The organism is Caballeronia ptereochthonis, from assembly GCF_001545075.1.
Taxonomy (GTDB): domain Bacteria; phylum Pseudomonadota; class Gammaproteobacteria; order Burkholderiales; family Burkholderiaceae; genus Caballeronia; species Caballeronia ptereochthonis.
In genome coordinates this window covers 16,190-28,136 of the sequence record NZ_FCOB02000030.1, presented here as the reverse complement: position 1 = coordinate 28,136, position 11,947 = coordinate 16,190, and the positions used below count along the sequence as shown (strand labels likewise).

General features: G+C 64.2%; 11 protein-coding genes, 1 tRNA gene and 1 pseudogene. 5 read left to right on the top strand and 8 right to left on the bottom strand.

All coding sequences use genetic code 11. The features are described from left to right. Positions 1 to 8: 8 nt before the first annotated feature. Genes AWB83_RS27085 through AWB83_RS27075 form a run of 3 tightly spaced genes read right to left on the bottom strand, consistent with a single transcriptional unit; the run spans position 9 to position 2,821 of the window. A complete protein-coding gene (locus tag AWB83_RS27085; RefSeq protein WP_087048702.1) occupies positions 9 to 803 on the bottom strand; it encodes an ABC transporter permease in 795 nt (264 codons plus the stop codon). A gap of 16 nt (positions 804 to 819) precedes the next feature. Further along, complete coding sequence (locus AWB83_RS27080) at positions 820 to 1,737, bottom strand: ABC transporter permease (protein ID WP_087048701.1); 918 nt, start codon at positions 1,735 to 1,737, stop codon at positions 820 to 822. Further along, positions 1,730 to 2,821, bottom strand: a complete 1,092-nt coding sequence (locus tag AWB83_RS27075; protein WP_087048748.1) for an ABC transporter ATP-binding protein — start codon at positions 2,819 to 2,821, stop codon at positions 1,730 to 1,732. Before AWB83_RS27075 ends, AWB83_RS27080 begins: the two co-directional genes overlap by 8 nt. A 296-nt stretch (positions 2,822 to 3,117) precedes the next feature. On the opposite strand from AWB83_RS27075, the gene AWB83_RS27070 reads away from it, so the two are divergent. Both AWB83_RS27070 and AWB83_RS27060 read left to right on the top strand, forming a co-directional pair. After that, on the top strand, positions 3,118 to 3,990 hold the full coding sequence (locus AWB83_RS27070) for an IclR family transcriptional regulator (protein WP_087048747.1): 873 nt from the start codon (positions 3,118 to 3,120) through the stop codon (positions 3,988 to 3,990). A gap of 806 nt (positions 3,991 to 4,796) precedes the next feature. Then, positions 4,797 to 4,873: transfer RNA gene (locus AWB83_RS27060), tRNA-Val, on the top strand. A gap of 91 nt (positions 4,874 to 4,964) precedes the next feature. On the opposite strand, the gene AWB83_RS27055 is transcribed toward AWB83_RS27060, so the two are convergent. The 4 genes and pseudogenes from AWB83_RS27055 to AWB83_RS27040 form a co-directional block, all read right to left on the bottom strand. After that, the gene (locus AWB83_RS27055) at positions 4,965 to 5,183 is read right to left on the bottom strand and encodes a hypothetical protein (protein WP_087048699.1); all 219 of its coding nucleotides are present in this window, start codon (positions 5,181 to 5,183) and stop codon (positions 4,965 to 4,967) included. Between the two features lie 87 nt (positions 5,184 to 5,270). After that, positions 5,271 to 6,611: a DUF3100 domain-containing protein gene (locus AWB83_RS27050; RefSeq protein WP_087048698.1), complete on the bottom strand. Its 1,341-nt coding sequence runs from the start codon at positions 6,609 to 6,611 to the stop codon at positions 5,271 to 5,273. 60 nt (positions 6,612 to 6,671) lie between these two features. Next, positions 6,672 to 8,183 carry an aldehyde dehydrogenase family protein gene (locus AWB83_RS27045; RefSeq protein WP_087048697.1) on the bottom strand — a complete coding sequence of 504 codons (1,512 nt, stop codon included), beginning with the start codon at positions 8,181 to 8,183 and terminating at the stop codon, positions 6,672 to 6,674. Between the two features lie 15 nt (positions 8,184 to 8,198). Beyond that, a pseudogene (locus AWB83_RS27040) lies at positions 8,199 to 9,086 on the bottom strand (NAD(P)-dependent oxidoreductase); the annotation flags it as partial. 139 nt (positions 9,087 to 9,225) lie between these two features. On the opposite strand from AWB83_RS27040, the gene AWB83_RS27035 reads away from it, so the two are divergent. Continuing rightward, positions 9,226 to 10,134 (top strand): LysR family transcriptional regulator, encoded by a 909-nt coding sequence (locus tag AWB83_RS27035; RefSeq protein WP_087048695.1) that lies wholly within the window; start codon positions 9,226 to 9,228, stop codon positions 10,132 to 10,134. A gap of 44 nt (positions 10,135 to 10,178) precedes the next feature. Then, a complete protein-coding gene (locus AWB83_RS37565) occupies positions 10,179 to 10,313 on the top strand; it encodes a hypothetical protein (RefSeq protein ID WP_279629098.1) in 135 nt (44 codons plus the stop codon). On the opposite strand, the gene AWB83_RS27025 is transcribed toward AWB83_RS37565, so the two are convergent. Next, on the bottom strand, positions 10,304 to 11,044 hold the full coding sequence (locus tag AWB83_RS27025; RefSeq protein ID WP_087048694.1) for a DUF429 domain-containing protein: 741 nt from the start codon (positions 11,042 to 11,044) through the stop codon (positions 10,304 to 10,306). The genes AWB83_RS37565 and AWB83_RS27025 overlap by 10 nt on opposite strands. Before the next feature lie 235 nt (positions 11,045 to 11,279). Between AWB83_RS27025 and hpaC the strand changes: the two genes are divergently transcribed. Further along, complete coding sequence (gene hpaC, locus AWB83_RS27020) at positions 11,280 to 11,819, top strand: 4-hydroxyphenylacetate 3-monooxygenase, reductase component (protein ID WP_087048693.1); 540 nt, start codon at positions 11,280 to 11,282, stop codon at positions 11,817 to 11,819. Positions 11,820 to 11,947: the final 128 nt, after the last annotated feature.

The following is an 11,947-nucleotide window of genomic DNA, read 5'->3' as shown; positions in this document are numbered from 1 at the left end:
ATGAACGTTCAGTGCTGGCCGATCAGAATGCGGTTGAGCCCGTAGACGCGGTCGAGAATCAGCATCGCGCCCGCGGTGATGAAGATCACGAGCGCCGACACGGACGCCATCATCGGATCGATCGATTCGGTCGCGTACATGTACATGCGCACCGGCAACGTGACGGTCTGCGGCGACGTGACGAAGACCGACATCGTCAGTTCGTCGAAGCTGTTGATGAAGGCGAGCAGCCAGCCGCCCGTGATGCCGGGCAGGATCATCGGCCAGGTGACGCGGCGGAAGGTCGTCCACGCGCTCGCGCCGAGCGACGCCGCGGCGTGTTCAATGCTGCGGTCCATGCCGCTCACCGAGGCCAGCACGAGGCGCATGACGAACGGCGTGATGACCACCATGTGCGCGAGGATCAGCCATGTGAACGAGCCGGTCGCGCCGATCAGCGCAAAGAAGCGCAGCATCGCGATGCCGAGCACGAGCCCGGGAATCACGAGCGGCGAGAGCAGCAGGGCGTTCAGGAAACCGCGCCCCGGAAAGCGCGCGCGGCCGATCGCGAGTCCCGCCGGCAGCGCGATGACGAGCGACAGCGTCGCCGACGCGAACGCGAGCTTCACGCTGTTGAGGAACGCCGAGATGAAGTCGGGATAATCGAGAATCGCGCGGAACCAGCGCAGCGAGAGGCCGCGCGTGGGCAGCGTCAAGGTCTCTTCCGGCGTGAACGCGACCAGCACGACGATGACGAGCGGCGCCAGCACGAACAGGATCACGATCGTATGGAACGCCAGCGCGACGGGACCGTTTTTGCGCATGATGTATATCGCCTCCTCAACCCATGCTGCGCGCGTAGCGCCGCTCGAGCACGCGGTAGTAGGTAAGCATCACGACCAGATTGGCGATGAGCAGCAGCACCGCGATGGTTGCCCCGAGCGGCCAGTTCATCGAACTGAGAAACTGGTCGTAGACGGTCGTGGCCGCCACTTTCAGACGCCGCCCGCCGAGCAGGCCGGGAATCGCGAAGGCGCTCGCCGAAAGGCCGAACACCATCAGGCTGCCGGACAGAATGCCCGGCGCCAGTTGCGGCAGCACGATGCGCCGCAGCGTGACGGCGGGCGAGGCCATCAGCGAGAGCGCGGCATTTTCCGTCTGCGGATCGAGACGCTGCAGCGCGGTCCAGACCGGAATCACCATGAACGGCAGCATGACGTGCACGAGCGCGATGACGATCGCGAAGGTCGTATAGAGCAGCTTGTACGGGCCCATGCCGAATACGCCGAACAACTGATTCACCAGCCCGTTCACGTTGAGCAGCATGCTCCAGCCGAATGCGCGCACGACCACCGACACGAGCAGCGGCGCGAGGATCGTCAGCAGAAAGATGGAGCGCCACGGATCGCCCATGCGCGACAGGATATACGCCTCGGGCGTGCCGATCACGACGCACAGGAGCGTGACCAGCGCGGCGATGCCGAACGTGCGCAGAAAGATCGTGTGGAAGTACGAGGAGCCGAGCACTTCGGCATAGTTGTGCAGATCGAACGCGGCGATCGGCCCGGCCGACGGATCGAAGCGATAGAACGTCAGTGCGAGCGTCATCGCGAGCGGCACGATCACCAGCGCCGCGAAGAGCAGCAGCGCGGGCGCGCTCATCATCCACAAGGGCAGATAGGCGTGCCACGGCGCGCGCGGCGCGGTGGTCGTCGCGTCCTGCGCGGCGTGTTCGGAAGAGGGCAGCGTGCTATCCACGGGCGGCCTCCTGCTGGATGAAGCGGATCGACTCCGTGTTCCAGTCGATGCCCACTTGCGCGCCTTCCTCGAGCGGTTCGTCGCCGTGGTTCTGGCAGCAGACCAGCATTTCGCCCGCGCGACTGTCGAGCCGGTAAAGCCACTGGCTGCCGAGGAAGAAGCGGCTCGTCACGCGGCCGGGCAGGCGTCCGCTGCCCGCCGTGCCGAGCTTCAGCTTTTCCGGGCGGATGCACACGGTGACTGCATCGCCGACGCCGATCGCGCGCTCGCGCTCCGGCAGTTGCGAGGTCGAGCCGGTTTCCGCGAGATCGTGGCCGAGATCGATGCGAATGGCGTCGCCGTCGCGCGCGACGATCGTGCCGCGCAGCATGTTGGCCTTGCCGATGAACTGCGACACGAAGCTCGTCTCGGGACGTTCATACGCGCGATAGGGCGTATCGACCTGCGTGATGCGGCCCGCTTCCATCACGACGACGCGATCGCTGATCGACAGTGCCTCGGACTGATCGTGCGTGACCATGATCGTCGTCGTGCCGATCTTGCGCTGGATGGCGCGCAACTCGAACTGCATGTCTTCGCGCAGCTTCGCGTCGAGGTTCGACATCGGCTCGTCGAGCAGCAGAACGGGCGGCGCAATGACGATCGCGCGGGCGAGCGCCACGCGCTGACGCTGGCCACCCGACAACTCTCGCGGAAATCGATGCGCGAGCGCATCGAGCCGCACGAGCGAGAGCGCGTCGTGCACGCGCTGCTTGCGCTCGGCCTTGTCGATGCCGCGCATCTCGAGACCGAAGCTCACGTTCTGCTCGACGCTCATATGCGGAAAGAGCGCATAGCTCTGAAACACGATGCCCAGGCCGCGCCGGTTCGGCCGCATGTGCGTGATGTCGCGGCCGTCGAGCATGATGCGGCCGCGCGTGGCCTCGATGAAGCCGGCGATTATCTGCAAGGTGGTGGTCTTGCCGCAGCCCGACGGCCCGAGCAACGACACGAACTCGCCTTTCTCGACCGACAGATTGACGTCGGCGACGGCGTGCAGATCGCCGAACGATTTCGACAGATCCGTCAAGGTGAGGAACGACATGGCCTGTCCCTTCGGTGCGTCATGCACCGGCTGAGTACGACTGATTCCGATGAGCCAACTCTAGCCAGCCAAATTTTGCGGCGTCAATTTGAAATTCCATCCAATGGTTGGAAAATGGCACCTGATTCCGGTGATCGGAATAACCGTCATCGAAATGGCGTCGATCTTTCGCTGGCTGAGGTTTGGGTAATCCCCTATATTCTGGGCGGTTGCGCGTCGCGACAGCATGAGGTCGAATAGTGGCGCAGATATCCAGCAGCGCGGAGATTCCGCTGAGTGGAATGAATGAGGCGACGATGATTGCATTGGACGAAGAAAACGGAACGCCCCCTGACGCGCCCGGCGCGGGCATGCTCCAGCGCGCGTTCGCGGTGATTCGCGCGCTCGGCGACAACCAGGGAGAAGGCAGCCGCGTCACCGCGCTGGCGAGAGCCGTCGGCCTCACGCAGGCCACCGTGCATCGGATTCTGCATGCGCTGATCGCGGAAGGCGTCGTGGAACAGGATGAAAGCAGCAAGCGCTACCGGTTGAGCGTCGATTTCTTCTCGCTGGCGGCGCAGGCGGGCAACCCGAGCCGGATGCGCGCACTGTGCCGGCCTGCGTTGCTGCGGCTGTGCGCGAGTCTCGGCGACACCATTTTCCTGCTCGTGAAGAGCAGCTTCGATGCGGTGTGTCTCGACATGTGCGAGGGCCCGTATCCGATCCGCTCGTTCACCGGCGATGTGGGCGGACGCGTCGCGCTGGGCGTCGGGCAGGGCAGCCTCGCGATTCTCGCGTTTCAGCCGGAAGCGGAGCGCGAGGAGATCATCCGCTTCAACGTGCCGCGGCTGTACAGCTATGGCGTGTTCGACGAGGTTTATCTGCGCACCGAGATCGAGCGTGTGCGCGTGCAGGGATATGCGGGGCGCAACAGCGGGTTGATCGATGGAATGGCGGGCGTCGCGGTGCCGATTCTCGATCGCTCGGGGCATGCGGTCGGCGCGCTGAGCGTGGGCACGCTGTCGACGCGCCTCGGCGAAGACCGCCTGCCGATGGTGGTCGAACTGTTGAAGCGCCAGGCGGAGACGATTGGTCCGCAGATCAATCCGTTCGATGTGGCCGTGCGTCGTCCCGTACATGGCCTCACCAGAGCGATGGCGACGAAGCCGTTGTCCGGGCCGGCGCAATGATCTTCAGTCTGTCTCGTTCGCGCGTGGTCATTGTTATCCGTTCTCTTGCGTCTGCCATCGAAGTTCCTGAAGCTGGACCTCCAGCGGGCTGGCAAGCTTACGATGAACGCGAAGCGGACATTTGAACTTTTGGCTAAAAGCGGACATTACAACTTAGCCGCTACAATGAAATATGTTGATAATTAGCGTTATGTCAAATAACATAAGCGCGCTTACAAAACGATGTCCTCCAACTCCCCTCTCATCGAGCGCATCGTTGTGATGCCCCGTCTCCGGCGTGTCCCCTTGCCGCAGCTTGGAACCCGCGGCAGCGAACATCGCGATCGCTAACCGGTTCCGTAATTGCATCGGTATCTCCTTCTTTTTTTGGATTCCTTTATGAATCGCGTTCGTCAGTTAGTCATTCGGATATCTCGATCGTGGCGACTTCAATCTGTTCGCCGCTCTGACTATGAAAATGAAGTGAAAAGCGTCCGGTGATACCAACCGGGAGAATATCTAGCGACGAAGATTGGAAGCCGAAATAATTCGAGTGGCCTATCGGCAAGCTGCATTCAAGGGAATATTGATCGTTGCGCCCGGCGATTCGACGCCAGAACCGATGTCGAATCGCACGAATTGCACGCAGGCGACAGCATTCTTACCTTGGGCTGTCGCCGGGAAGCGAGGGAAAGGCGGAAGCGAAGCGAGCATGACAAGCGGGAAACACGCCGATGCCCAAGTAGCCCGAAAAGCGCGGCTCGAAGAAATTTTTGCGCGGGGCTTCCCACAACGCAAAACTTTCCCCTATAATGCGCGGCTTCCGTAGGCTCGTAGCTCAGCTGGTTAGAGCACCACCTTGACATGGTGGGGGTCGTTGGTTCGAGTCCAATCGAGCCTACCAACGCATTTCTCTCGAACGCATCGTCGCGAATCGCATCGCGACGATGCGTTTTTCATTGGTGCGCGACCTTCGATTGCGATTCTGTCGCGCTTCAGTCCCAGCAATTGCGGAATGCCACCGCGACGATCACCGGCACGGTAAGCACGAGTGGAATGGCGAAGTACGGCACTTCCAGGTGGACGAGCCACGTGTAGATCAGCCAGGCCACGCCCAGCGCGAGCGTGGCAATGCCGATGAGCGCCGTCAGCACGTTGAGCGTGCGGGGCGACATCCGCTTGCGGGAGGTTTCCTTGCCCGAAGAAGTTTCCATGGCGGCGAGCGCATTCGAGCGCGAGACAGGTACGCTTCAATTTTATACCGCCCGGCCCGCCGCCGTGTCCCGGGTTTCGATGGGTCTTCAGATGTGGAAAAGCTGCGCCACCAGCGCCGCGCCCAGGAACGTGCCCGCGTTCGCGACGAACGACACCAGCACGATGCGCCAGCCGAGCCGCCTGAACGCCGGAATGTCCTTGGCGATCGAGAGTCCGGCGAAGGTCAGCATCGGCGTCGTCACCCCGAGAAAGTCGTTCTGTGCGCTGAGCGTCGCGATCTGCGCGCCCCACGGGCACCACGGCGAAGTCAGGAACATCGCCACGATCGACACCCAGCACACCGCCGGAATCTTGCGGCCGGTCGCCTGCGCAATGGCGTCGCCGACGATCGTCGCGAGCACCATCACCGCCATGCCCGGCAAGGCCTGCAGCGGCGTCGTGCCGTGCGTGATCCAGTCGGCGACGAGCGCCATCGCCGCGGTCGCGCCCCACGCCAGCAGCTTGCCACCGTAGCCGAGCTCGGGCGCCTCGGTCTTCACGTCGCCGAGCTTCGGGGCCGACGAAGCCTCGTCGCGCGTGCTCGACGCCTTCGTCGTGCGGCCGATGAGCGGCTCCAGCAGACGATAGCCCCACACCGCCATCGGCAGCGAGATGAACAGCGTGAAGTACGTGCCGATGGTCGTCGTGATGAGATTGCTCGCCGCCGCGAACGTCAGCACCGACTTGGCCGTCTCCGGATCCTGCTGCGCGGCGATCGCCCCCGATGCCGCCGCCATCATGCTGCCGGAGCCGACGCCGGAGCCCATCGCAAGCGCGAGCGGATGAAAGATATGCAAGCTCGCGACGAAGCCCGCGAAGATCGCGATGAACACCGCCCCGAACACGGTGCCCGTCAGGTACTCGGCGAGCACGCCGCGCCCCTCCGCGGAGTCCATGCCGTATTTCTCGCCGATGATCGCAAGGCTCGGCTCGCGCCCGACGGAAAACGTCGCGCCGACCGCCTCGCGCTTGATGCCGAGCAGCAGCGCGAGCGGCAGGCCGAGCAGAATCGTGCCGACGAAATGGCCCAGCTCCTGAAACGCGAGCGCCCAGCCCGCGGCGGCGAGCTTGGGCAGCGCGCTGCCAACCATCAGCCCGAGCTTCGCGACGAACAGGAGCAGCGCGGGCTGGAGAATGGCCGCCGCGTAGAACTGGCTGCGCACGTCGAGCCGCGCCCCGCTCTTCCAGCGCTCGGAAACGAGCCCGAGCGCGGCGCCGAGCAGGAGTGCCCAGATCATCGGCAGCAAAATGACCTTGCCCGGGCCGATCCTGAACGTATACGACCCGATGAACTCCGCGATCAGCAGAATGACCGCGGCATAGAAAAAGAGCTTCGCGGTTCTCAAGCCACTGCTTTGTGCGCTCTCCGCGCTCAACGTGCCTTCCATTCCCTTCTCCCCTTGATTTGCGCCGGTGCCAGTCCGCATGACGAGGCACGGGCGCTTCGGTCACAGATAGCCGAACGTGGTTGCCGGCTCTTTCGCCGTTTCGACCCACACGCTCTTGGTCTGCGTGTACTCATGGAGCGCCTCGACGCCGCTCGAGCGTCCGTAGCCGGAGAGTCCATAGCCGCCGAACGGCGACGCGACGTTGATCGTCTTGTAGCCGTTCACCCAGAACGTGCCCGCATCGACCTGCCCCGCGATGCGATGCGCACGTGCGACGTCGTTGGTCCACACGGCGCCGGCGAGTCCGAACTCGGTATCGTTGGCGATGGCGACGGCTTCCTCTTCGGTGTCGAACGGAATCGCCGCGACCACCGGCCCGAAGATTTCGGTGCGCGCCACGTCCATGTCGTTGGTGACGCCGGCGAGCACCGTCGGCGGGACGAAGTAACCCCCGTCCGAACGCCCGGCCGTGCCCGCCGCGAGCGTCGCACCAGCAGCGACGCCCTTCTCGATCATCGACATCACGTGCTCGTATTGCCTGCGATTGTTGATCGGGCCGACTTCGGTCGCGTCGTCGAGCGGCGCGCCGACCCTGATCTTCTTCGCACCCGCCGCGACCATTGCGACGAATTCGTCGTAGACGCAACGCTGCACGAGCAGCCGCGAGCCCGCGACGCAGCTCTGCCCCGCGCCCGCGAAAATCGCCGCTTGCGCGGTCAGTGCGGCGCGCTTCAGATCGGCATCGGCGAAGACGATGTTAGCCGACTTGCCGCCCAGTTCCAGCACGCACGGCAGCACACGCCTGGCCGCGGCTTCGGCGATGCGCGCGCCCGTCGCCGGGGAGCCGACGAACACCACCTTTTTGACCGCCCTGTGCGCGATGGCCGATTGCGCGACCGTATGCCCGAGCCCGGCAAGCACGTTGATGAGCCCTTTCGGCGCGCCGCCGCGCTCCGCCAGCAAGCCGATCACGAGCGAGGTGAACGGCGTGAGTTCGGACGGCTTGAGCAGCGCGGCATTGCCCATCGAGATCGCGGGCGCGACCTGCCATCCGCAGGTGAAGACCGGCGCATTCCACGGCGTGATCTGCAGCACGGTGCCCGCGGGCTCGCGGCGCGTGTAGTTCAGATGCGTCGTCGGCACGGGGATGACGTCACCGTAGAACTTGTCCGCCCAGCCGCCGTAGTACTCGAACATCTCGGCGACCTTCGCCACTTCGCCGCGGCAATCGCGGATCGGCTTGCCCGAGCCGAGCGCTTCGAGCCGGGCAATCGGCTCCGCTTCCTTGCGGATCTCCCGCGCGATCTCGAACATCACGCGCCCGCGCGCCGCATGCGTGAGCGCCCACCATTGCTTCTGCGCGCGCGTGGCGGCGGCGGCCGCTTGCTCGACGACCGCCGCGCCGCCGTCCTTGTAGGCGAGGCTCGGCTTGCCGGTGGCGGCGTCGAAAAGCTGGATCGTCTCGCCCGTTCCTTCGACCAGTTCCCCGCCGACGAACGAGCCGATGGTCTTCGCGCCCGGAAAGAAATGCGCGAAGGCGGCAAGAAGCTGTTCTGCTGCGTTGTATTCCATGTCCGGAGATTCCCCTTACTTCGATTCAGTGAACTGCACGATGCGGTTGAAATCCTCCGCGTCGCCGATGCTCGCCTCGCTCGCCGCCCACAGCCGCCCCGCTTCCTTCGCGATCGGTGCGCTCGCGTGCACGCCGTCGAGCAGCGCCATCGCGAGACGCACGTCCTTGCGCATGAGCTTCATCGTGAAGCCGGAGTCGAACCTGCCGTTGAAGATCCATGTCGGGTAGTTGGTGAGCGTTGCGCTGTTGCGTCCCGAGCCGCCATTGAGCGCCTCGACGAGCTTCTCCGGATCGACGCCCGACGCTTGCGCCGCGCGCACCGCCTCGCTGGCTGCAAGCAGATGCACGCCCGTCAGCATGTTGTTGATGATCTTCGTCACGTGCCCCGCGCCGACCGGACCGACATGCACGCGCTTCGCGCTGATCACGGCGAGGATCGGCTCGACCGCGGCGATATCCGCTTCCGAGCCGCCGAGGACCATCGTCATGGTGGCGGTCGCAGCGCCCTTCGGGCCGCCGCTCACCGGGCCGTCGACGAAACCGATGCCGCATTCCGCGAGCGCCGCGGCTACCTTCTTCGTGCTGTCGGGATCGGCGGTCGTCGTATCGACGACGATCAGGCCGCGCTTGCCGCTCGACGCCACGCCGCCCTGCCCCAGCACGACCTCTTCGACGATCGCGGAAGTCGGCAGCGAGAGAATCAGCACGTCGACTTCGCTCGCGATCGCCGCGATCGACGCGCGCGCCTCGACGCCGTCCGCCTGAAGCGCCTGTGCGACGCCCGGCGCCGCATCGAAACCAAGCACGCGATAACCGCCGCGCTTCGCCGAGCGCGCCATGCCGCGCCCCATGTTCCCCAAACCGATCACACCCACCGTCTTCATCAGCAAACTCTCCTTCCCGTGCGCGGAGCGGTCCGAGGCAGCCCGTCTGCCCGCCGCGCCGCGCGTTGTGCGTTCCCGTCATATTCGGCTCGTGAAGCCGTACAATCAATCAACGCCAATATTGAAATTGTTCTAATTTTTAGAACACTGGATCGTCATGACGGACAATCTCACCGACAGCCGCATCGTGTATTTCTTCGAGGCCGTGCGCTGCGGGACCATTCGCGCCGCGGCCGACTTTCTCAACGTCGCGCCCTCGGCGGTGAGCCGGCAAATCGGCCTGCTGGAGAAAGAGCTGGATGCGGCGCTCGTCGAGCGGCACGCGCGCGGCGTGACGCCGACGGAGGCCGGCCAATGCGTGATCGAATATTTCCGCGAACAACTCGCGCACCGCGACGACCTGCTCTCGCGCCTTCAGGAATTGCGCGGACTGCGCACGGGCCGGGTGAACATCGTGCTCGGCGAGGGTTTCGTGTCGGATCTTCTTTCCGGGCCGATGCAGCAGTTCTGCCGGCAATACACCGGCATCAAGGTGAATCTCGACCTCGGCGGCACCAACGACGTGATCCGCAAGATCTCCGAGGACGAGGGCGAGATCGGCCTCGTCTACAACCCGCCGCAGGAGCCGAAGCTCGTCTCGCGCGCGATCAAGCGCCAGCCGATGATGGCGATCGTCGGCGCGAGCTTTCCGCGCAGGGAACGCAGATCGATGAGCGTGCAGGAGCTCGCGCAATATCCGCTCGCGATGACGCACGCTTCATACGGCACGCGGCAGATGCTTCAGGCGGTCGAATATGCGGAGAAGCTCAGGCTCGATCCGGTGGTGACGACGAATTCGATCGCCATTCTCAAGCAGTTCGTGAAGTCGGGGCTCGGCATCACGGTGCTGCCCGCGTTCGCCGTGACGAGCGAGATGGAAGCCGGCGAAGTGTTCGCGATCGACATCAACCATCCGATTCTGGCCGATGCCGAAGCGCATCTCGTCACGCGCGCGGGACGCCGGCTGTCGGTCGCATCGAACAAGATGCTGCAGTTCATGACGGCGCAGATGCGGGCATTTCGCTAGTCCGCTAGCATCATGCTCCGGCAGTCAAACAAGGAGGACACGGAATGATCGACGATACCGACGGGAAGCACCTGATGCGCTGCATCGAACTGGCGCAGGAAGCGCTCGACGATGGCGACGAGCCGTTCGGCTCGATGCTGGTCGCGAAGGACTATCGCCGCGCGAGCAGTCAGCAATAGATCGCCATTGGAATGCCCGCCGCATCGGTTTGGATCGTTTCGGGAACGTGGAGCGCTTCTCTCAGGGCAATGCGGCGCGCGCTCCATAGCACCGCGAAGGCATCGAGCACGTCGTCTCGAGTGGCTTGCGCCGGTTTTCTTGTGGCCAGCGCCGCGTCGATCGCGCTGCCGAAGCACCGCACGAGCATCGCGTGACGCAGCGCGAATCCGCATGCGTGCGCCTTGCTCTCGCGAAGTCCGTGCGCGGGTCCGCCCTCTTGCATCCGCAGATGCATGAAGCTCAGCTCGGGATGCGCTTCGAACACACGGGCACGCGAGCCGGCGCGCATGCGCAACACGGCATCGACTTCGGCAATCTTGCTTCTGATGTGGAAGGCCTGAATCGAGATTCGCTTGCCGGACTCGGCGTGATTGATCGCGCACGCGTCTTCGTAGGTCGATGCGGTGAGCGCCGCGCGCGTCGGCGGAGAGAAAACGGAACTCGCGCGAGGACGCCCGAGCAGCCTGCGCGCGTGTGTGTCGCAGGCGCGACTGCCGTTGGAAGCAAGGCCGATCGGAATGTCGACGGCCACGACCGCACGATCGCGCGCCCAGTCGAGCAGGTCTTCGAAGCGACCGATGACGCGCGTCGAAATATAGCCGGTGCGCCCGCACTGCTTCGCGACGAACCAGCCCGCCCTGCAACCGTCGACACCGAACAAATCGGCTTGTGCGTCGAGTTCATTCTTCATGCCGCGATCGTAGCGCCGATCGTGAGCTCATGCGCCCGGACCATCGGCCGAAATTCGCGGAGAAAGTACTTTCCTACCGCGAATGCGCCGGATCGGTAAAACCTTTAGTGCGCTCGGTAACGACGCCAGGCACGTCTGCGGATCGTGCCGATTCTCTTTGTGCGGCCTCGCGCGTACGCTTGAATCAAGCCTTGATATACACAGTACAAACATGAAACGAACAGGAGACGAAGCGATGTCCGCCAAGCCCAGCCACGCAGCACGCGATGATATCGAGCCCGTGCGCAAGCAGTTTCGTCAGGCTATGGCACACCTCGGCGCCGCCGTGAATGTCATTACGACAGCCGGCTCACAGGGACGCTGCGGCATCACCGCGAGTGCGGTGTGCTCGGTCACCGATGCGCCGCCCACGCTGCTCGTGTGCATCAATCGCTCGAGCACGATGCACGCGGCGTTCGTGGGCAATCGTCACGTGTGCGTGAACGTGTTGCCCGGCCACTTCGAAGAGATCGCGCGGCACTTCGCCGGCCTCACGCAGTTGTCGATGCAGGAGCGCTTCTCCTTGCCCGTCTGGGAAGAAGGCACCCACGGCGTACCCGTTTTGCGCGATGCGCTTGCGAGCCTGCAAGGGACCATCGTCGAAGCGAAGGAAGTGGGATCGCACTCGGTGATGTTCGTCGAAGCCAGGGCGGTCCGCGTACGCGACGATGGCGACGGCCTCATCTATTTCGATCGCAATTTTCATCGCGTGCCGCGCGTGTGCGCCGCTCGGTGACGTTCCCTGCAAGGGCGAATGACATCTCTCCGTTAATTGATTACGGCGACGCCGCTTCCTATACTCCACGCGCAGACGGGCGACTGAAACCAACTCGAATACCCGCGCCGGCCACGCGGTGCTCGAGT

Excerpts from the sequence above, each read along its gene's own strand:
- AWB83_RS27085 (WP_087048702.1), bottom strand. The coding sequence starts at position 803 with ATGCGCAAAAACGGTCCCGTCGCGCTGGCGTTCCATACGATCGTGATC.
- AWB83_RS27075 (WP_087048748.1), bottom strand. The coding sequence starts at position 2,821 with ATGTCGTTCCTCACCTTGACGGATCTGTCGAAATCGTTCGGCGATCTG.
- AWB83_RS27070 (WP_087048747.1), top strand. The coding sequence starts at position 3,118 with ATGATTGCATTGGACGAAGAAAACGGAACGCCCCCTGACGCGCCCGGC.
- AWB83_RS27055 (WP_087048699.1), bottom strand. The coding sequence starts at position 5,183 with ATGGAAACTTCTTCGGGCAAGGAAACCTCCCGCAAGCGGATGTCGCCC.
- AWB83_RS27050 (WP_087048698.1), bottom strand. The coding sequence starts at position 6,611 with ATGGAAGGCACGTTGAGCGCGGAGAGCGCACAAAGCAGTGGCTTGAGA.
- AWB83_RS27045 (WP_087048697.1), bottom strand. The coding sequence starts at position 8,183 with ATGGAATACAACGCAGCAGAACAGCTTCTTGCCGCCTTCGCGCATTTC.
- AWB83_RS27035 (WP_087048695.1), top strand. The coding sequence starts at position 9,226 with ATGACGGACAATCTCACCGACAGCCGCATCGTGTATTTCTTCGAGGCC.
- AWB83_RS37565 (WP_279629098.1), top strand. The coding sequence starts at position 10,179 with ATGATCGACGATACCGACGGGAAGCACCTGATGCGCTGCATCGAACTG.
- AWB83_RS27025 (WP_087048694.1), bottom strand. The coding sequence starts at position 11,044 with ATGAAGAATGAACTCGACGCACAAGCCGATTTGTTCGGTGTCGACGGT.
- hpaC (WP_087048693.1), top strand. The coding sequence starts at position 11,280 with ATGTCCGCCAAGCCCAGCCACGCAGCACGCGATGATATCGAGCCCGTG.